This is a genomic window from Prosthecobacter sp. (genome assembly GCF_044227185.1).
In the GTDB taxonomy this organism is placed as follows: Bacteria; Verrucomicrobiota; Verrucomicrobiia; order Verrucomicrobiales; family Verrucomicrobiaceae; genus Prosthecobacter.
In genome coordinates, this window is record NZ_JBGAFO010000005.1 from 461,536 (window position 1) to 481,558 (window position 20,023).

Here is a 20,023-nt window from a genome sequence, read left to right on the forward strand (position 1 = left end):
GTCTGCGGAGTGTTCCCTTGTTCCACAGGAACAAGGCTACTTCACTTCCTCAAAGCCCCCATCAGCGCATCCAGCTCCTCCCTCACATCTCCCGCCTGCCCCACGGTCTGAGCGATTTCCTCCTTCACCGCCTCGCGAAAGCGTTTTCGCAGGCGGTGCACGGCCACTTTCACCGCCTCCACGCTCATTCCCAGCCGGGAAGCCGCATCGCTCTGCGGAGTGGCATCGCCCTCCGCCGTGAGCCAGGGTTTGAGCACATCAAAGTGCGCGGCCTTGCCATCCTCCCGCATCGCTGTTTCCAGCCGGGCCATGGCACGAGCGAGCACCGTCAGCGCCCACTGACGGTCAAAGGCGGCATCGGGCGCATCCACGTGCGTGTCTGCAATCTGCAAACCCGCCCCTGTTTGCTCAGGCTCGCCATCGATCACTGCATGCACCTGCCCGCCTCCGCGCTTCGCCGCATGATCCCGAGCCCGCTGATCCGCGGCAAAGCGCTTCAGGGCCGTGAGCAGGTAGCTGCGGAATTTCCCACGCAGAGGGTCCGCGCCGTCGATCGCGCCACCCGCGAGCAGCTTGGCGAAGAAGTCATGCGCCAGATCCCGCGCCATGCCTTCCTCTCTTCCATCGCGCCGCAGAAAGGCCACCACCGGCGCATAGTAGGCCTCGCACAATTCGCTGAGCGCCGCCTGCGCCTGCGTGTCACTGCCACGCGAGCGGGAGACGAGCGTCCAGCGGGTGTCCTGAAACGAGGAGGTCATGGCTGGGGCTTCGCATCCGGCGAATAGTACGAAAACAGCATCTTCCCGATGATCTTGTCCCAGGGCATCAGGAACTCCTCCGCACTGCTGCCACGTTTCAGCAGCAGGCCCTTGGGCTCCACGCTGACCACGCGGGCCAGCCACGTCTGCCCGGTTTCATGCGCATAGGCAATGAGATCTCCGGGCGCAAATCCCGTGTCGAGGTGGGAGGCGATCCAGCGGCTGTTTTTGGCCACGCCAGGTTCGTTGCCGTGGGGAATGATGTAGGCTCGCGCAATGAACGAGCGGATGAAAAGCATCAGCACGACCACCGGGATGACGAGCTCGAGGTTTTTCACCAGCCGGTGCGGCTTGATCTCCGGCCCACCCACGGGGTGCCGGTGCATCCAGACCAGCATTGACACCACCGAGGCCGCCGCACTGACGAGCGTGAGCGTGATGGCCGCCCACACATACGCATCCTGGTGGCGCGGCAGCTGGTAAAAGCCCGCCACGCCCGCGGCGATGACGGCGAACGACCAGAAAAAGAAATGCCGGCCGAAAACGGCGTTCACGTCATACCAGCGTTGATCGGAAGCCATTGTGGAGGGAAAGCGCACGCCATAAAGGGAGTTGATCGGCACGAGGCGCAGCCACAGAGGCAGGCTCAACGCCGCGAAGACCGCACCCTCGAACGCGATGGCAGTGGCGATGCAGACCTGTGCGCTGACTCCCGTCTGGCCGGCATGCGCCCAATGGCGGCCCAACCACAGGAACATGAGGAAAAGGAACAGCGCCGCGGGCAGCAGCCACAGCATGCGGGAGGGCCGCTCATGCCATGCCGTCACCCGCTGCGCACCGCCCCGCGCTTCAAATTCGAGCTGCTTGCGCGCCCACCACGGCATGAGCAGGGACGGCAGCATCAGCGGCAGCCAGATCCAGCTTCCCGTGGAGCCCGTCTTGTCTGTCAGATATATCAGCAGGCGCAGCGGCTCCGGCGCCTGCGCCGCGCTCTGGATCACCTGCGGAGCATGCACCTCCCCGCCGACGCCGCTGGCCAGCGCATACACCACGCCTCCATAGCCGTGCATGCAGACCGCGATACCGCCCACCGCCGCCCACCCCAGCGCCAGGCCGCCGGCGGCCAGATATCCCACGCTCAATCCGCCGTAGGCCAGCAGCAGCGCCAGAGCCACACCGCCCCAGCAGACCAGCCCTGCCGCCACGCCTCCCACCGCCACCACGCCCACCGCCGCTCCGCCGCAGGCAAAGACGCCGCGCGCATAGCCGCCAAAAGCCACCACGCCCACAGCCCGGTCGCCGAAGGCAAAGACGCCACGCGCCACACGCTTGCGCCCTGTGGCGGGATCCGCCCCGTGCGCCACATGCAGCAGCGGCATGCCAAACAGCCTCCACTTGGATTTGTACTCAAAGCTCTGAAACTGCATGGCCAGCGAGCGCTGCGCCTGCGGCGGCAGCGACGCCACACCTTCGATCTGCGTTTTAAATTCTCCCGCGCTCTGCTGCCGACGCTCGCGCTCCTTCGCCAGCGCGCGAAAGACGATCTCGTCCATGCTGCCGTTGACGTCGGCTTTCTCCGAAGGTGCGGCAAAGCGGCCCAGCGGCAGCTCGCCGGTGAGCATCTCATAAAACACCACGCCCAGGCTGTAGATGTCCGCGCGGTGGTCCACGCTGCCGGGTTTTTCGATCTGCTCCGGCGCCATGTAGGGCGCGGTGCCCAGCTTCGCCCCGCTTTGCGTGAGCATCATGGAGTCACCTTCCTTTTCATCCAGAATCTTGGCGATGCCAAAGTCCGCGATCTTCACCTTCCCATTCGCGTCCAGCAACACATTCTCGGGCTTGATGTCGCGGTGCAGCACGCTCTGGCTGTGGGCGTATTGCAGCGCCTCGCACATCACGGGGATGATGCCCAGCGCCTGCTCCGGTGTGAAGCGGCCGGCACGCATGGCCTGCCGCAGGTTCACACCATCGACGTATTCCATGATGAGGAAGCAGAAGTCGCCGCTCTCGCCGAAGTCATGCACGGTCACAATGTTGGGATGGCTGAGCCGTGCGAGCACGCGGCCCTCGCGAGTAAAACGCTCTGCGAAACCCGGCGTGGCCGCGAGGGATTTGGGCAGCACTTTGAGAGCGACGATGCGGTCGAGCTTTGGCTGCCGCGCGCGGAAGACCGCGCTCATGCCGCCGTGCCCGATGAGATCGAGGATTTCGAGATCGGGAAACGCAGCGGCGATTTCCGCCAGCGAGGGCAGATCGCGTGGAGTGAGCGGGAGCGTGTCCGCGCCGCCGTCCGTGGGCATGGCGGCAGCGGCCATCAACTCGGCAGGGTTCAGCCCGTGGAAGGGATCAGAGGAAGGGGGAGATGAGGCCATGATACCGGCTGCATGGGGAATGTAGCGGCGGAGGTTACACAAGATCATGCAGCGCAGGCCAGAAACTTCATCCTGTGCCGTGGAATCCCTTCTTGCGAAAGCCTGACAGTACCGTCACACTCGCATTCCAACCCGCCCCCTTCCCACCATGCGCTTCCTCGCGCTGCCAACCCTCCTCCTGTTCCTCATGTCGATCTCCGGTTCGTCACCTGCCGCCAGCGTCGAATCTTCCGTCTGGGGCAAGACTCCGGCGGGCGAGGAGGTGAAGATCTTCACGCTGAAGAATGCGAAGGGCATGGAGGTGAAGATCACCAACTGGGGCTGCTACATCGTCTCGCTCAAAGTGGCGGACAAAAAGGGGCAGTTCGCCGATGTGACCCTCGGCTTTGACACATTGGAGGGCTACCTGGGCAAGAACCCCTTCTTTGGCTGCATCGCGGGGCGCTATGCCAACCGCATCGGCGGGGCCGCCTTCAAGCTCGATGGCGTGGAGTACAAGGTCACCGCCAACTCCGGCAAGCACCAGCTCCATGGCGGCAAGGCGGGTTTTGACAAGAAACTCTGGACTGCCAAAGATGTTACTGATGGCGTGGAACTCAGCTACACCAGCGCCGATGGCGAAGAAGGCTATCCTGGTACTCTGAAGTCCACCGTGACCTACACGCTCACCGAGGACAACGGCCTGCAGATCAGCTACCACGCCACCACGGACAAGCCCACCGTCCTAAACTTGACCAACCACGCCTACTTCAACCTCGCCGGTGAAGGCAGCGGCGACATCCTCGGCCACCAACTCACGATTCCCACGGACCGGATCACCGCCACGGATGACGACCTCATCCCCACCGGAGAGATCGCCAGCATCAAGGGCACGCCGCTGGACTTCACCACGCCGCACACCATCGGCGAGCGCATCGGCGCGGATTTCAAACCACTCGTCCAGGGCATCGGCTACGATCACAACTACGTCCTCTCCGGCAGCGGCCTGAAGCTGGCCTCCACCGTGAAGGACCCGATCAGCGGCCGGGTGATGACCGTGCGCACCACGGAGCCGGGGGTGCAGCTTTACACCGGGAACCACCTCAACGGCGTGCCGGGCAAGGGGGGCCATATTTATGCAAAGCGTCATGGCTTCTGCCTGGAAACGCAGCATTATCCCGACAGTCCGAATCATCCGAACTTCCCCAGTGTGGTCCTGCGACCGGGGGAAACTTTCCAAAGCACCACGATTTACCAGTTTTCCGCCGAGTGAGCGCCACCACCACCGTCCTGACCGATCGAGTTCCCCTGTTTGAAACCCAGCCGCCTGCTTTCATCCAGGAGCAGGACTTTGCTGCCAGGCAGTACCGCGGTCGCCGCGACAATCAGGAGGACTACTACGCCTTTGCCGATGCCGCCGAGCCCGAGGAGCGCAGCCTGGAGCGCCTGCTGCTCGTCATTGGAGACGGCCTCGGCGCCCATGCCGGCGGCAGCGTGGCCAGCTACATCGGCGTGAACGCCTTTGTGCGCGCCTACCATGAGCAGGACGGTCCGCACTCCTGGAAGCTCAAGCACGCCATCGAGACGGCGAATGAAACGCTGGGCATCATCACCAGCCGCATGCCCAGCGTGGCGCCGCCCATGGGCACCACCATGGTGGGCGTGCTCATCACGCCCAAGACCATGGAATGGATCAGCGTGGGCGATTCCCCGCTTTTCATCTTCCGTGACGGCCAGCTCATCCGCCTGAATGCCGACCACAGCCTCTCCCCGCTCATCGACGCCCGTGCCGAGCGTGGCGAGATCACCCGCGAGGAGGCGGAAAACCACCCGGACCGCCACACGCTGCAGGCCGCGCTGCTGGGCCTGCCGCTGCCGATGATCGACTCCCCCGCCGAACCCTGGGCCCTGAAGAAAGGCGACATCATCATCGCCGCGAGCGACGGCATCTTCACCCTCACCCACAAGGCGCTGGAGGAGCTTCTCAGCTTTGGCAAGCACACGACTGCGGACAAAATCGCCGATGCGATCATCTTCGCCATCCGCCGCATTAATAATGACAGGCAAGATAATACGACGGTGGGCGTGGTGAAGATTGGGTAGCGGATGCGAATGACGAAACCAGAATGAGGAATGACGAATGAATGACCAAGCTCGAATGAAGCATTCGGGCTTCATTCGACATTCGTCATTCGGATTTCGTCATTTGAGAGCTCTTCACAGCCCCAGCTCCATTTTCACGATTCCCACCCCCGCCACCATGCTGGCCAGCTTCTTCTTCGCCGCCCAGCGCGCGGTCTGAGAAAGACCGCAGTCCGGCGCAAACACCAGCTTGTCCGCAGGGGCGTGCTTCAGGCAGGCGCGCACCGCATCGGCGATCTGCTCCGGCGTTTCGATGTGGTAGCTCTTCACATCGATGATGCCCACCGCCACGTCGTAGCGCTCCGCCATCGGCTTGATCACCTCCAGCTCCGCGTATTCGCGATTGGCCATCTCCACGTGCACCTCGTCGCAGTGCAGGTCCAGAAAGGCGGGGAAAAGCGGCGCGTACTTGCGCCAGCCCACCGGGTGGCCTTTGAAATTGCCAAAACACAGGTGCGTGCAGATGCGCGTCTTGCCGTAGCCGCTGCTCACCGTGCGGTTGAAGATGTCCACAAAGCGCTTCGTGTCCTCGCGGTAGCCGTAGCAGCTCATGCTGGGCTCATCCACGCAGATCTCCTCCGCACCGGCGGCCACGAGATCAGCGATCTCTTTGTTTACGATAGGCAGCAGCGCCTCCGTGATGGCGTAGCGGTCCGCATACTTCGCATTCGGCGCCAGCCGCCCGCTCAGTGTGTAGGGACCGGGCACGGAGACCTTCAGGCGTTTGCCTGTGTGAGAGGCCAGCCGCTGCAGGCGGCGCAGCTCCTCCACAGCGCCCAGGCCACGCGGCGCTCCCAGCTCGCCCACGATTTCATGCTTGCCCCGCTGGTCATGCGCCGGTGGGCCAAAGCGCCGCGGGCTGGCGGGCTCCAGCGCAATGCCCTCGATGAAGCCGTAGAAGGAGAGATTGAAATCAAAACGCGTCTGCTCGCCGTCAGTGATCACATCCAGTCCTGAAGCGATCTGGTCCTGAATCGCCACCTGCGCCGCATCGTCCTGCATTTCCGCAATGTCCGCGCTGCCAAACTCGGCCAGATGCCGGGCGGAAAACTCGAGCCAGCCGGGGAACGGATAACTGCCAATGACGGAGGTGCGGAGAGGTTGGGATTGCATGACTGGGCAAGCTTAGGACCGCAAGTGACTCAGCGTCAAAGCCAAGCCGCAAAGCACAACGGCTGCGGCTGAAAGCTGCATCAGCCTCGGATGCCGCTGAACTGAACCTTAGTTTACATTGCCATGATTGTACTAGGTATGGATGGTACACTTACAACCATAAAGCCTTATGAAGTTCAACCATTGCTTCTGTTTAATGTTAGTCAATTACTGTACCCAATCATTCTCATTTGCCCAGACAACTCTCGTTGGTTCTGGAAGCGCGTACAGCGACCTCTTTCCCTCCTCCACCCCTGTGACTTATGATGTCCCTGGCGGCGGGCTGGTGTCGATCACGCTCTCCGACGGGTCCACCACCGCCACGCGAGGGCTGTGGGACCTGACCGCGCAGGGCGGAGCCAATGCCACGATCCTGCTCAGCCTCTCCGAGTCCGCCGCCCAGGCCACGCTCACGGGCTCGTCCCTGCAGTTTGGCATCAGCAATGACAACAACTCGCTGCTCGGACTGCTTGGGTCCGGTGGCAGCATCCACTACGCCTGGGATGCCGTGGCCTACTTTGACACCCCGGGCAGCGTGCTCAGCTACAGCCCCGGCACGCAGTACAGCGTGAGCTTTGACGTGGATGGCAGCAACGGCCTGCTCAGCTCGGTGTCAGGGCTGAATCCGAACTTCACCTTTGAACTGATCGACGGCTCTGGCAACGCGCTGATCAGCAGCAACAACACCACGCAGATCAACATTGCAGGACTGCTGGGCACCGGCGTGCCCACCGGCACCATCAGCCTCACCTACACCACGGACAGCTCGACGCCCACGGGTCCCATCGGCGTGCGTTTCATCGGCGATGCGCAGGTCGGCTCCTCAGCGCTCAGCCTCGGCACCACCTATGCCACGATCTCCAACCTGGACATCACCTCCACCCCCGTTCCCGAGCCCGGCTGCCGCCTGCTGATTGCCTCCGTAGGCGTGATGATGCTGATGAGGCGGAGGCGGGGGTTGTGAGGTCACGCGAAAGCTTTGCGTTCTGGAACCGGAGCGCAGCGGAGATAGACAGCCGTAGGCTGCCCGAAGGGTGAGCGTAGCGAATCAATGCACCGGTCCTCCGGCGCTTTTCGAGGGCCTGGAGCACTCCAGGATGCTGCCGCGATCTGCCAAACACTCAACCGCCTCCGCCGCCACGGGGATTCATGTGCCGCTCACGCCCCCAGTCCCGCATAGTACTTCGCGATGCGGCGTGCATGCTCGTCATACGCTGCCTCAAAAAGCTCGGTGGCCTTCGCAGCGCCGACGACGGCACCAGCAGTGAGGACCTTCGGCGGCTGGCCGGCCTTGGTGAGGCGGGCGGCCACTTCGGCTTTGATGGTATTGACGAGCAGGCAGCCGCCCACGGTGCTGCCGGGAGCGACGGGAGTTTCCAGGCCGTCGATTTTGATCATCGCGTCTCCCACCGGTGCGCCGGTGTCGAGCACGATGTCGGAGAAGTCCTGAAGTTTCTTCCCATCGCGGTGGCGGCTGGTGCTGGCCTCGCTGTGCACGGTGCTGATGATGGCCACCACCCTGACGCCGCGCCGCTGAAACTCCTCGGCCATCTCCACCGGCACCACGTTGCAGCCGCTGCTGGAGATGACGAGCGCGCTGTCGCCGGGCTTGAGGTCAAAGTTGCGCAGGATGCGGCCCGCCAGTCCGCTGACGTTTTCCAGGAACATGGCCTGCCGCTGGCCATTGGCACCCACGACGAGATTGTGAAACGTCAGCGAGAGCTCGACGATGGGATTGAAGCCGGGGAAGGAGCCGTAGCGCGGCCACATCTCCTCCACGAGAATGCGGCTGTGTCCGGAGCCGAAGACATGCACCATCTGCCCGGCAAGAATGGTCTGCGCGAACATGTCGGCCGCCTGCTGAATGAGCGGGAGCTGATCACGGACACGATTGAGAAGGCCTTGGCTGGCGTCGAGGTATTGGAGGGCGGGAGTCATGAGTTTTGAAGAAGGTTAAAAACGGAACCAAGGCACCCGGCGCTGTCGCCGAGGGTGGCGGGGACGATGCGGGCCGCATTCCCGCCGGGCCGCCATTCGAAGCGGTCCACAGCCTGCTGCAGCGGGCCGAACAAGCGCTCCCCTGCCCCGGTGGCGATGCCGCCGCCGACGATGACGACTTCAGGATCGAGCACGTTGATGAGAGAAGCGATGGCGGCGGCGAGATGATTCACCGATTTCAGCCACACGCTCGCAGCATGCGCATCGCCCGCTCCGTAGGCATCCAGCAGCGCATGCGTGGTGGCATAGCGGCCCTCGCCGCGCTGGGCGATGGTTTGATTCCCGATGGCGTCTTCCAGACTGCCGGGCGTGTTGAAATCATCGCACGCCGCATTGGCATCGATGGTGATGTGGCCGAGATGCCCGGCGCGGCCGATCTTCCCTTTCACCAGGCGCCCGCCGCTCCACACCGCGCCACCCACGCCCGTGCCGAGCGTGAGCATGAAAGCATCCTGCGTGTCCTTCGCGGCTCCGGCCCAGACTTCACCCAGCAGCGCCGCATGGGCGTCATTCAGCACCCGGCAGTCACGCTCCAGAAAGGCAGACCAATGAAACTTCTCCAGCCCATGCATGCGCCCCGGCATCCAGTCGATGCAATGCCCGTCCGGATTCGCCAAACCGGGCGCGGAAAGGCCGACGCGGAGCCGCTGCCCCGCCTGCGCCTCCAGTTCGTGCACGATCTCGCGGACCGTGAGCGCAAAGCGCGGCATGTCGCCCTCAAACTCGCCATCCCGCGTAGGCTTGGAAAGCGTGGCCACGGTTCGGGCGCTGGGAGTCTCGACCAGCGCGGCCTTGATGTTCGTGCCGCCGAGATCGATGCCGATGGCGAAGTTTAAAGATTCAGGTTTCAAGTTTCAGGTTGGGTCGCTGGTTTTAAACCGCTGATGTGACGCTGATAAAACTCCGGATTAGCGTCATGTCAGCGTCTTATCAGCGGTTTAAAATGGTTCTTCCGATTTATGATTCACCAAGCTGTCCTTCGCTGACCGTCCACCCGCCGTCCACGGCGAGCACCTGGCCGGTGATGAATTTGGACTCTGGAGACAGCAGCAGCAGCGCTGCGGCATCGCAGTCCTCAGGCTGGCCGATGCGGCCGCCGTCGAGAGGCTGCTTGGTTTTGATGAAGGTCATGATCTGCTCATTGCTCACGGCACGCTGGGACATGGGCGTCTCCACCAAGGCGGGGGCGATGACATTCACACGGATGTTTTGCGGCGCATAATACGCGGCGATGGACTTGCTAAAGCCGATGATGCCGGCCTTCGCCGCCGCATAGGCATGCGAGGCAAAGAACTGCGCGGAGGGCGAATAGCCCAGCACGCTGGCCATGTTCAGAATCACCCCGCCACCGCCCTGTTTGAGAAACTGCTTCACCGCAGCGCGGTTCGAGTAGATGACGGAGTTCAGATTGAGGTCCAGCGTGTAGTGCAGGCCCTCGTCCGTCAGTTCATGCAGCGGCCCGTCCCCCCGGCTCCGCCCGCTGCCGCCGGCCACATGATACAGCGCATCCACCCGGCCAAACTCTCCCACGGCCAGCTCCACCGCCCGTTCCGCCGCCTCCGGCGTCATGGCGTCTGCAGCAAAGCCCCGCGCGTTCGACCCGAGCGCCTCCACGGCGGCATCCACATTCACCTGCGAGCGACTGGTGACGACGACCCGCGCCCCGGCTTCCACGAGCTTTTTCGCCGCAGACAGGCCCAGGCCCGTCGTGCCCCCCATGAGGATGATGTTCTGGCCGGAAACGGAATGCATGGGCGGAATGTCGAATGGCAATTGAAGAATGTCGAATGGCAGACGTTAATGAGGCCTCATGAACACACGCCGCCATTTCATCCGCAACCTCTCTGCTTTGGCTTTTACAACTCCGTTGATGGCGGAAACACCGAAAACGAAGAACACCGTGTGCTTCTTCACCAAGCACCTGATCGGCCTGAGCTACGACGAAATCGCCAGCCTGGGCGCGGAGGCCGGTTTCAATGGCGTGGAGTCCCCCATCCGCCCCAAAGGCCACATCGAGCCCGAGAAGGTGGTGGATGAGCTGCCGAAGTACATCGAGGCGCTGAAAAAGCAGGGCCTGGAAATGACCATCATGACTTCCGGCATCAACGAGGTGAGCAAGGAGCAGCGCACCGAGGAGGTGCTGCGCACCGCCGCGAAGCTGGGCGTGAAGCGCTTCCGCATGAACTACTACAAGTACGACCTCAAGCAGCCCATCTGGGACCAGCTCCAGGCCGTGCGCCCGAAGATCAAGGACCTCGTGGCCCTGTGCAAAGAGATCGGCATCCAGCCCATGTTCCAGAACCACAGCGGCCAGGACTACTTCGGCGCGCCCGTGTGGGACATCTTCTCCATCATGCGCGAGTACCCCGCGCAGGACTTCAGCTTCGCCTTCGACATCCTGCACGCCACCTGCGAAGGCGGCAAATCCTGGCCCCTGGAGTTCAACCTCGTCAAAGACCACATCGGCGCCGCCTACTTCAAAGACTTCAAGTGGGACGGCCGCAAGCTCGTCACCGTCCCCCTCGGCGAAGGCCAGGTGGATCCCAAATACGGCCAGATGCTCATGAAAACCGGCTACGCAGGGCCGATCTCGCTGCATCTGGAATACCTGGAGGGGAACCCGAAGGATGCCGCGGTGCTCAAAAGCTTCCGCGAGGCACATCTGCGCGATATGAAGACGCTGAGCGGGTGGCTGGGGTGGGCGTGAAGATAGATTCATGGTTCTGGAACAATATCATCCGTCATAAATTATTGTCCCTAAACAACCACTGACCTCGATGGCAAATAAATATTCGTCTGTTTACTACCCTGAGTGCTATGTGGGTGATGCTAGGTCGCTGACGACATATTTGATGATTTATGATGAGCTTCACCTCATTGCATTATCTGACGACGCTCGAAATCCAACCGAACGATTTCGAAACTTACCAGAATATTCACATATTACATCAATCACAGCCAGCGGCACACAAGAGTTCAGTGTTTCAGCCAAAGAGATACGCAGTAAGAACGAGTTGGACGTTAGGGATATTAATGCAAAGACTAGGAGGAGCCTTCTTTTTCATCAGTTTATCCAGCGATATAAAAGCCTTATTGGCGAGGCTCTATTTTTTCATCCTCATGTTCTTGCCTCATACTTCAATCGATCAATCGATAAAATGCTTCAAGGCGGCATGACTTTCGAGGATTTCGCTGACATCGTAACTGGGAAAGATAAGGATCTCCGTGCGTTTCGAGAATTTCAGGCTGCATTTCCTGAGATAAAAGATGAAATGACCTGGAGAATCGTTCCCACTGCAATGGGACTGGCAGAAAAAAATGATCTCATCTTAGTCAGCGACGATCCCGATTTACCGGCCCCAATTTTGTCAAAAAATATTCCTTCTGTGAAGATGCTTACCAGCATCTTGGCTGAAGAGTGCGTCAAGGTCTATGTCCCTCGCTGCCATGAAGCAGACTCCTCGGATATCCTTGAACTAAGAGAGAGCTTGAGTGAAGTGTTGCTGCCATTTAGACTATCACTTCAGAAGCTTTCCGCAGATCTGCGAAAAGCCCTTGAGGCGGGCGCAGATTCAAAGCAAATTCATCAGGAAGCAAAGTTCATCGCGGAAAGCCACATCGAGCCAGCTGTTTTTGAATTGAAGCAGTCCATCGAAAAGAGTAAATCAAATTTTCTCAATAAGGTTTTCGGCAAGGTCTTGAGTTGGATTCCATTCGTTACGAAAGCCTATGCCATGCCAACGCCGGACAATATACTTGGCATCGCGAAGAAGATAGGAGCGGATTCAGGCGCCCTTCTGGATGCTGCAGACAACGTGAACCTGACTCAAAAACAAGGATTGTGTTTTCTTCTTAAAGTTGAAGAGGCCATGCAGAAATAGCCAAGAAAAGTCGCGCACAACGTCTGCCCCACAGCACTTCATCACAGTGACTGCCCTATCTTCAATTTACATTCCCTACCTCCCCACTCAGGCGCAGGAAGACTTCGACACGGGGCTGGCAACGTGAACCCGTAGAACAAATCGACCAGTCAGACTTGCACCGAGATTTGAATTGCACTCCCCCCGCCCCCCACACAGCCCTTGCACACCCGCCCGAGCCCCCTACACTCGCCGTCCCCCCTTCCCCAACGCAATGAGCAACCACGTCAAACTTTACATCCCCGGCCCGATCGAAGTCAGCCCTGACACCTACGCTGCCATGGCGCAGCCGATGATCGGCCACCGCGGCAAGGGCTTCCAGGATCTGTATGCCGAAATCCAGCCGATGCTGCAGCAGCTTTTCGGCACCAAGGGCCTCGTTTTCCTGAGCACCTCCTCCGCCTTCGGCATCATGGAAGGCTGCATCCGCAACCTGGTGGCCAAAAAAGTCCTGAACTGCTGCAACGGCGCCTTTGCCGACAAGTGGCACGATGTTTCCAAGCGCTGCGGCAAGCAGGCCGAAGCCTATACCGTGGAGTGGGGCCAGCCCGTGCGTGCCGATGAGATCGACAAGCGCCTGGCCACCGGCGAGTTCGACGCGGTGACCTTCATTCACAACGAGACCTCCACCGGCGTGCTCAGCCCCATCGCGGAGATCGCCGCGCTGAAGAAGAAGTATCCGGATGTGATGTTCATCACCGATTCCGTCTCCGGTTTCACCACCGTGCCGGTGAACTTTGACGAGCTGGGCCTGGACGTGCTGCTGACCGGCAGCCAGAAGGCCTTCGCGCTGCCTCCGGGCCTCGCCATCTTCACCGCGTCCGACGCCGCCATGGCGCGCGCCGCCACCATCGCCGACCGCGGCTACTACTTCGACTTCCTGGAGTTCAAGGCCAATGGCGAGAAGAGCATGACGCCGAGCACCCCGTGCATCAGCCTCATCTACGGCCTGCGCCACCAGCTCAAAAAGATCTTCGCCGAAGGCCCGGAAAACCGCTATGCCCGCCACGCCAAGCTCAACGGCATGGTGGCCGACTGGGTGGTGCGCCACGGCTTTGAGTTCTTCGCCCCGGAAGGCTTCCGCTCCAAGGCGCTGACCTGCGTGTCGAACAACAAGGGCATCGACGTTGCCGCCATGATCGCCCTGCTGAAGAAGAACCACAGCCTCATCATCGACGGCGGCTACGGCAAGCTGAAGGGCAAGACCTTCCGCATCTCCAACATGGGCGATGAAACCGAGGAGAGCATCGGCAAGGTCATCGCCGCGCTGGATGACAGCCTCGCGAAGCTCTGATCCGTCCCGGGCCTCAGCGGAATAAAACTGCCACCCCATGCCACCCCCGGTGGCATGGGTTTTTTTTCATGCATGCGCTCCAAATAGACCTGCTCCTGCGGAACAGGTGAGCGCAGCGCAAACACCCGGCGTGAAGGACTACGACGCGCCTCCCAGCATGGCGGAGCGATCTTTGTTGCACAGCAACCAAGCAACTTCACAAAGACCCGTGTTTTCCCTGCGAACCGTCGTGACATGGTTGTTCCGAGGAGACCCGCATTTTGGCACGCGTGATGCTTTGAACATCGGTTCAGATGGAACCCACTCGCATCATTCCGATCTCATCAGCCCGCGCCGCGGCGGGCGCTCAACCCAGCAACATCGTCCGCATGGAACCCGACCCCGGTCTCATCAAGATGGAGTCCTTCCAGGGACGTGAATCTGTTTCCGGCGGGGATGCCGAATCCTCCCAGCGTTTCGCCGGCGAGGTGAAATACGTGGGGTACTTCGCGGACAAGCTGGCCGAAACCCTGGGCATGCGCTCCATCGAAATGGCGATTGTGGAGGATCGCGAAGGCCAGACTGCCATTAGCGCAGGACAGCAGCCGGGCAACTGGCACGGAGTGGTCAGCGGCAACCGCCGCTCCATCAAGCAGGTGCGCGAGGCTCTGGCACGCTGATCTTTTATTCGCGGCCATGAGTTTAAACCCTGTGATCACCTCCGCGGCCTCCCTGCAGCGCCTTGATGGGGTGGCTGGAGTGATGTTGTTCAAAGGCAGAAACACGATCCACCGCCAGATGCCTTTCTCAGACACGCGTGCGGACAATCTGCGCGAGATCATCAGCCAGATGCTCGAAGGCTACCGGCAGGTGCGGCGAAAGATCCACCAGCTCTATCTGGAGTTCGATGGCGGCGTGCTCCTTGCCGTGCTGCATGACGAGACCGTGATGCTGTTTTTCCTCACCTCGCGCGCGGATCCGGATCTGGCCGCCAGCGCGGCATCCGTCATGCTCAATGATCATGCCGCGCTGCTGAATTCCGCCTCCACCGAGGCGCAGCCCGCGTCCAGGCTGCCGGCGGATGGGATCGAGGAGCTGGTGGTCACGAGCCCTCGCGCCCTGGCGCAGATCACAGAAAAAGCCGAGACCACCGTCAATCAGTGGGGGGCTGTGCGCAAATGTGTGGAAGGCGTGCTGGGCAAGGTCATGGGACGCGCGCAGGCCAGCAACCTCATCCAGCGCACGATCGACGAGGCGAAAATACCCGACCCCTACCGTTTGTCCGCCACCGAGGTGCGCAAGCTGGCGGTGAGCGTGATCGAGCATGTGCCGAACACCACGAAACGCCGCCAGCTCCTGGTGGAGCTCGATGCCGCGATGGAACATTTGAAAATCTGAACCTGCCCCCAAATCTCATGCTGCACTTCCGCGCCTGCCTTCTAGCCCTCATCGCCCTGGCCACCTGCGTCTCTGCTCAGGAAAGCAATGCCAAGATCGAGGCCAAGCTCGACACCATCATCAAAAAGCTCGACGCCAGCCAGGGCACTTTGGATGAAGTGGCCAAAGCGGTGAAACCTGCGCCTGCCACAGCAGCTCCCTCCGCCGCAGCAGCCGCTGCGCCGGCAGATGCCGCGCTGAAGTCAGACATCGAGACGGTGCAGATGAATCTGAACTATGTGTGGATGGTGGCCGCGGGTGCGCTGGTGTTCGTCATGCAGGCCGGGTTTGCCATGGTGGAGCTGGGGTTCGCCCGCGCGAAGAACAGCATCAACATCATCATGAAGAACTTCCTGGACTTCTGCATCAGCGCCATCGTCTTCCTCTTTGTGGGCTTCGGGCTGATGTTCGGCACCAGCGCGGGCGGCTGGATCGGCAGCGACAGCTTCTGGATCTCCAGCCACGCGGCGGATGACAAAATGTGGGCCTTCTGGTTCTTCCAGGTCGTCTTTGCCGGCACTGCGTGCACCATTGTGTCTGGAGCCATGGCGGAGCGCACGAAGTTCGTGGGCTACCTCATCTACGCGGCGCTGCTGGCGGGCATTGTGTATCCGCTGGGCGGCCACTGGGCCTGGGGCAGTTTTGGCGGCGCGTTCGGAGTGGGTGGCGAGAAGGGCTGGCTGGAGGCCCTGGGCTTTGTGGACTTCGCGGGCTCCACGGTGGTGCACGGCTGCGGCGGAGCCTGCGCGCTGGCGGGCATCCTGGTGGTGGGTGCAAGGCATGGCCGTTTCGCCAAAGACGGCACGCCGCGCCTCATCGCGGGTCATAATATCCCGCTCGCCGCGCTGGGAGTTTTCATTCTCTGGTTCGGCTGGTTTGGGTTCAATGCGGGGTCCACGCTCATCGGCAATGGCACGATCGGCCGCATCGCGGTGAACACCACCATCGCCCCGGCGGCAGCGGCCTTGTCCGCCATGATTTCCATGTGGTTTGTGCAGGGGCGGCCGGACGTGGGCATCACGCTCAATGGATCTCTGGGAGGTGCGGTGGGTGTCACCGCCTGCTGCGCCAATATCTCTCCCGCCTCCGCCTTCATTGTGGGGCTGATCGCCGGCATCATCACCACGGTGGCCACCATCGCGCTGGAGCGCATGCAGATTGACGATGCCGTGGGCGCGGTGCCCGTGCACCTCTGCAATGGCTGGTGGGGCACCCTCAGCGTGGCCTTGTTCAACATGGACGGCTTTGATGCGCACAAGCTGGGCGTGCAGGCGCTGGGCACCTTTTCGGTCACGCTCACCGCCTTCGTCATCTGCTTCGGCATCTTCAAGCTGGTGGACAAGCTGGTAGGACTCCGTGCCACGGACAACGAGCAGATCGACGGCCTGGACTTTGCCGAGCATGCCGCCAACGCCTACCCCGACTTCCAGACCACGGAGCAGGCCTGAGGTGGTGGGTTGTGTCGAAGGATAGTTCAGGGGTCGATTTTGGCTGAATGCTGAATTCCGGCCCAATGACGAAACCAGAATGAGGAATGACGAAACAAACCGAATGACAAGCACCAATGGAGCCGAGCACTGAGCGCCCTGCAGCGCGCCCCTCAGGCTGTCCGCACGTTTTCGTCATTCGATCTTCATCATTCATTCGTCATTCCTCATTCTGGCTTCGTCATTTCCGTGCCTCCATCCGGACTCGCTCCGCATGAAACCTGCGCCCCTCTGACACGCTAATCCGGCACCGGGCAACCTTGGTCACGCATTGCGCAAGATCGGCGGGGCATCGCACACACCTCTGTGCGTTTTTGTGAGGCATGATCAACCTCACCCGCCTTTACTGTGATGTCGCCCAGCCTATGGACCACCTGCGCTACGGGCGCGGCCATGGCTCGCCTGCCACCGCGGCCGAGCGCCGCCCCATTGTCGTCTGGAACATCACCCGCCGCTGCAATCTGAAGTGCATCCACTGCTACCAGGATTCGGATTCCAAATTCTACCCCGGCGAGCTCACCTGGGAGCAGTGCAAAGGCGTCGTCGATGACCTGGCCGAATACAAAGTTCCCGCGCTCCTGCTCTCCGGCGGCGAGCCCACCATCCACCCGCACTTTTTTGAGCTGGCCGAATACGCCACCGGCAAGGGCCTGCGTCTCACGCTTTCCACCAACGGCACGCTGATCACCCCCGAGTGGGCGCAGCGCATCAAGAACATCGGCTTCTCCTACGTGGGCATCTCGCTGGATGGCATGGGCGCCACGCACGACCACTTCCGCGGCAAGGCGGGCTGCTTTGACAAGGCGGTGGCCGCCTTCCGCAACTGCAAGGCCGTGGGCCAGAAGGTGGGGCTGCGCCTCACGCTCTCCCGCCACAACATCGCCGACATCGAGTCCATCCTGGACTTCATCGAAAAGGAAGACATCGAGCGCGTGTGCTTCTACCACCTCGTTTACAGCGGCCGCGGTGCGGAGCTCATGGAAGTGCCGCACGAGGAGACGCGCGGCGCCATCGACAAGATCCTGGACCGCACTGCCAAATGGGCCGCCAGCGGCAAACCGCGCGAGGTTCTCACCGTCGATCAGCCCGTGGACGGCCCCTACCTCTACATGCGCCTGAAGCGAGAAAACCCCGAGCGCGCCGCGCGTGCCATGGAGCTGCTGAACTGGAACGGCGGCGGCGCGAACAGCAGCGGCACCGGCATCAGCAACATCGACACCCAGGGCAATGTGCACCCCGACCAGTTCTGGCATGAGCTCACCCTGGGCAATGTGAAGGACCGCAAATTCAGCGACATCTGGAGCAATCGCGACAACGCCACGCTCAATGCCCTGCGGGACCGCAAGCAGCACCTGACGGGCAAATGCTCGCAGTGCAGTTTCCTGGATGTGTGCGGCGGCGGCTTCCGCGTGCGTGCGCTGCAAATGACCGGAGACCTGTGGGCGCCTGACCCTTCATGCTATCTCAACGAGCAGGAGATCGGGCTCGCGCAGACGGCGTAACCGTCATTCAGTTTAGTCGCTATGAAAATTCAGCAAATCTGCCGGGGTGAGGCAGGATTTTGCAGTGCTGTTTTCTTGCTCTCTGCGCCTATTCCTGCCAGCATCGACACGATTCCGTGTGGAGGCCGGCCTCCATATCCAACGTCATAACCTTCATCCCCGTCATCCATGAAAGCTTCACGTTGTCACACCGCTCTTGCCGCGCGCATGCTCGCCATGCTGACCGCAACGGTCCTTCTGGTGCAATGTGCCATGCCACCGCAGCAGGCCTGGCGGTACATTCAGACCAATGGTCTCCTCCCCTACCTGGCCGCCACGGGCCACCATGCCTCGCCGCCGTTCAGCACCGGCCGCGGCTATTCCCAACGCCACGCTTATCAGCGCCAGACCCCGCCGTCCTCCTCCTGGTCCTCCAACTGGAGCACGCGGAACCGCTATCGCTATGGTGCCCCCAGCCCTTCCGGCTATGCGGCCAACAGCTACTTCAGCGCCCCGTCCGCAAATTCGGGTGGCTCCCGCTACGTGCCCCGCTCACGGCCCAGCGCTCCTTCAGGCAGCCACAGCCCAGCCGTGAAGATGCCGGTGGAGGAGCCAGGTTCCACGCCGCATGTGGCGAATACTCCGCCGCCCAGCAGCCCGGCCCCCAAGAGCACGGGCAGCACCGCCCCTGCTCCCTCCAGTGAAAGCCTGCCGTATGGCACCCCGGTGCCGGGCCGCATGAACATGGTGAACAGCCCCTTTGCCGGCAAGACCCAGCTCGTGGACGTCTCCGGCATGAGCGCCGGGCAGACGGTGAAGTGCCCCTACACCGGCAAATTGTTCAAAGTCCCGCCGACCCAGCAGGCCGCCGCCCACACGGAGCCGCGTCTGGAGTCCAAGGTGGAGGCTTCCAAGCACAGCGATGAGCCCAAAGGCGGCGAGAAGAAGCCCTGAAACGGCGGCAAGCCGGCATTTGAGCCGCCCCCCCCATTTCCGGGAAACCGGAGGCTGGCTGCATTTGGTCTTGATTCGACCTTGATCAGTGGAACTCTTGCCGCCCTCAAAACCGCAAACGACAACCGATCATCCATCATGGGTCAACAACTGAACAAAGTCATCAAACGCCGCCGCCGTAAGCTTTACATTGCCCGCAAGAAGGCCCTGGCCAAGGCTGGCGTCTCCCGCAAGGCGCGCGCCGTCAAATCCGACTCCAAGACCGCCAAGAAGGCTCCGGCCAAGAAAGTGGCTGCCAAAAAGGCCCCCGCCAAGCCCAAGGCCGCTGAAGTCGCCGCCGTCGAAGCCGCTCCTGCGGTTGAGACGACCGAGACCGCTGCTCCAGAAGCTGCCGCTCAGGAATAAGCATCCGGCGAGACCGTGTTTTAAAATTCAAGACCACCGTCATGGCCTGCCATGACGGTGTTTTTTTGCCGCAAACAAACCGGCGTCTTTCAGCGAAACCAGCCGGTGCCGCCTGAGTTTGGATAGGCTGACGCACCGCCGCTGCCGTTTGAATTGTAGCCGTCGTAGTAGCCACGCTCAAAGCTGGAGCGGTAGCGTGGATCATAACGTCCCACCTGCGCCGCCGGATCGGCTGGGCGTCCTCCCGTGCGGTCTCGCAGACCGTAATCGTATCCTTGATTGTACGCCGGGTCCCGAGGTGATTGGACGGCCCCTGGCTGCGACGGCATTCCCTGATTGGGATAAGCGCCGGGCTGGCCCTGATTGTTAATCGTCTGGGCGTAGCGGTGGTTGTACCCGTCGCGATACGCCAGCTCGGTATTGCGGTCAAAGCGCGAAGAGTAACGGTGGTAGTTCTGACTCTGGCCCTGCTGCGCATCCGCCTGTCCATCCTGCTCGCCACGCTCAAACGCCATAGCGTTCATCAGGGATCCCTGATCCCGCACGTCCTGACGATATGGATTGGTGTAGGGGTCCACACCGCTGTTGGGACCGTAGTTGGGGTCCACGCATTGCGTGAGGAGCAGCGGCAGAGCCAGGGCAAAAAGAGGGGCTGTTTTCATCGG

Annotated in this window: 19 protein-coding genes; 12 read left to right on the forward strand and 7 right to left on the reverse strand. The window is 61.6% G+C overall.

The window, feature by feature from the left end; genetic code table 11:
- Positions 1 to 41 precede the first annotated feature (41 nt).
- Together ACILSQ_RS14770 and ACILSQ_RS14775 are read right to left on the reverse strand one after the other, a co-directional pair.
- Positions 42 to 758 carry an RNA polymerase sigma factor gene (locus ACILSQ_RS14770; protein WP_395744411.1) on the reverse strand — a complete coding sequence of 239 codons (717 nt, stop codon included), beginning with the start codon at positions 756 to 758 and terminating at the stop codon, positions 42 to 44.
- Positions 755 to 3,130 carry a protein kinase domain-containing protein gene (locus ACILSQ_RS14775; RefSeq protein ID WP_395744412.1) on the reverse strand — a complete coding sequence of 792 codons (2,376 nt, stop codon included), beginning with the start codon at positions 3,128 to 3,130 and terminating at the stop codon, positions 755 to 757. Before ACILSQ_RS14775 ends, ACILSQ_RS14770 begins: the two co-directional genes overlap by 4 nt.
- Positions 3,131 to 3,278: 148 nt before the next feature.
- On the opposite strand from ACILSQ_RS14775, the gene ACILSQ_RS14780 reads away from it, so the two are divergent.
- The gene (locus tag ACILSQ_RS14780; protein ID WP_395744413.1) at positions 3,279 to 4,382 is read left to right on the forward strand and encodes an aldose epimerase family protein; all 1,104 of its coding nucleotides are present in this window, start codon (positions 3,279 to 3,281) and stop codon (positions 4,380 to 4,382) included.
- A complete protein-coding gene (locus ACILSQ_RS14785) occupies positions 4,379 to 5,212 on the forward strand; it encodes a PP2C family protein-serine/threonine phosphatase (protein ID WP_395744414.1) in 834 nt (277 codons plus the stop codon). The genes ACILSQ_RS14780 and ACILSQ_RS14785 overlap by 4 nt, the downstream gene beginning before the upstream one ends.
- Positions 5,213 to 5,326: 114 nt before the next feature.
- Here ACILSQ_RS14785 and ACILSQ_RS14790 read toward each other — a convergent pair whose 3' ends face one another.
- A complete protein-coding gene (locus ACILSQ_RS14790) occupies positions 5,327 to 6,364 on the reverse strand; it encodes a methionine synthase (RefSeq protein WP_395744415.1) in 1,038 nt (345 codons plus the stop codon).
- A gap of 295 nt (positions 6,365 to 6,659) precedes the next feature.
- Between ACILSQ_RS14790 and ACILSQ_RS14795 the strand changes: the two genes are divergently transcribed.
- A complete protein-coding gene (locus ACILSQ_RS14795) occupies positions 6,660 to 7,367 on the forward strand; it encodes a hypothetical protein (protein ID WP_395744416.1) in 708 nt (235 codons plus the stop codon).
- Positions 7,368 to 7,561: 194 nt separating this feature from the next.
- Here the strand turns inward: ACILSQ_RS14795 and ACILSQ_RS14800 are convergent, their stop codons facing one another.
- The 3 genes from ACILSQ_RS14800 to ACILSQ_RS14810 form a co-directional block, all read right to left on the reverse strand.
- Complete coding sequence (locus ACILSQ_RS14800) at positions 7,562 to 8,341, reverse strand: sugar isomerase domain-containing protein (protein WP_395744417.1); 780 nt, start codon at positions 8,339 to 8,341, stop codon at positions 7,562 to 7,564.
- The gene (locus ACILSQ_RS14805) at positions 8,338 to 9,252 is read right to left on the reverse strand and encodes an ROK family protein (protein WP_395744418.1); all 915 of its coding nucleotides are present in this window, start codon (positions 9,250 to 9,252) and stop codon (positions 8,338 to 8,340) included. Before ACILSQ_RS14805 ends, ACILSQ_RS14800 begins: the two co-directional genes overlap by 4 nt.
- Positions 9,253 to 9,358: 106 nt before the next feature.
- On the reverse strand, positions 9,359 to 10,153 hold the full coding sequence (locus tag ACILSQ_RS14810) for an SDR family NAD(P)-dependent oxidoreductase (protein ID WP_395744419.1): 795 nt from the start codon (positions 10,151 to 10,153) through the stop codon (positions 9,359 to 9,361).
- A 58-nt stretch (positions 10,154 to 10,211) separates the two neighbouring features.
- Here ACILSQ_RS14810 and ACILSQ_RS14815 point away from each other — a divergent pair, with 58 nt between their 5' ends.
- The 9 genes from ACILSQ_RS14815 (at position 10,212) to ACILSQ_RS14855 (ending at position 19,358) form a co-directional block, all read left to right on the forward strand.
- Positions 10,212 to 11,108 (forward strand): sugar phosphate isomerase/epimerase family protein, encoded by an 897-nt coding sequence (locus ACILSQ_RS14815; RefSeq protein WP_395744420.1) that lies wholly within the window; start codon positions 10,212 to 10,214, stop codon positions 11,106 to 11,108.
- 70 nt (positions 11,109 to 11,178) lie between these two features.
- Positions 11,179 to 12,282, forward strand: a complete 1,104-nt coding sequence (locus ACILSQ_RS14820) for a hypothetical protein (RefSeq protein WP_395744421.1) — start codon at positions 11,179 to 11,181, stop codon at positions 12,280 to 12,282.
- A gap of 253 nt (positions 12,283 to 12,535) precedes the next feature.
- A complete protein-coding gene (locus ACILSQ_RS14825) occupies positions 12,536 to 13,615 on the forward strand; it encodes a pyridoxal-phosphate-dependent aminotransferase family protein (RefSeq protein ID WP_395744422.1) in 1,080 nt (359 codons plus the stop codon).
- 293 nt (positions 13,616 to 13,908) lie between these two features.
- On the forward strand, positions 13,909 to 14,274 hold the full coding sequence (locus tag ACILSQ_RS14830; protein WP_395744423.1) for a hypothetical protein: 366 nt from the start codon (positions 13,909 to 13,911) through the stop codon (positions 14,272 to 14,274).
- Between the two features lie 16 nt (positions 14,275 to 14,290).
- The gene (locus ACILSQ_RS14835) at positions 14,291 to 14,992 is read left to right on the forward strand and encodes a hypothetical protein (protein ID WP_395744424.1); all 702 of its coding nucleotides are present in this window, start codon (positions 14,291 to 14,293) and stop codon (positions 14,990 to 14,992) included.
- A gap of 17 nt (positions 14,993 to 15,009) precedes the next feature.
- Positions 15,010 to 16,479 carry an ammonium transporter gene (locus ACILSQ_RS14840; RefSeq protein WP_395744425.1) on the forward strand — a complete coding sequence of 490 codons (1,470 nt, stop codon included), beginning with the start codon at positions 15,010 to 15,012 and terminating at the stop codon, positions 16,477 to 16,479.
- Between the two features lie 362 nt (positions 16,480 to 16,841).
- Positions 16,842 to 18,020, forward strand: coding sequence for a radical SAM protein (locus ACILSQ_RS14845; protein WP_395744426.1), 1,179 nt, complete (start codon positions 16,842 to 16,844; stop codon positions 18,018 to 18,020).
- A gap of 168 nt (positions 18,021 to 18,188) precedes the next feature.
- A complete protein-coding gene (locus ACILSQ_RS14850; protein WP_395744427.1) occupies positions 18,189 to 18,953 on the forward strand; it encodes a hypothetical protein in 765 nt (254 codons plus the stop codon).
- A 138-nt stretch (positions 18,954 to 19,091) separates the two neighbouring features.
- Positions 19,092 to 19,358 carry a hypothetical protein gene (locus ACILSQ_RS14855; protein WP_395744428.1) on the forward strand — a complete coding sequence of 89 codons (267 nt, stop codon included), beginning with the start codon at positions 19,092 to 19,094 and terminating at the stop codon, positions 19,356 to 19,358.
- A gap of 89 nt (positions 19,359 to 19,447) precedes the next feature.
- Here ACILSQ_RS14855 and ACILSQ_RS14860 read toward each other — a convergent pair whose 3' ends face one another.
- Positions 19,448 to 20,020 (reverse strand): hypothetical protein, encoded by a 573-nt coding sequence (locus ACILSQ_RS14860; protein ID WP_395744429.1) that lies wholly within the window; start codon positions 20,018 to 20,020, stop codon positions 19,448 to 19,450.
- Positions 20,021 to 20,023 lie beyond the last annotated feature (3 nt).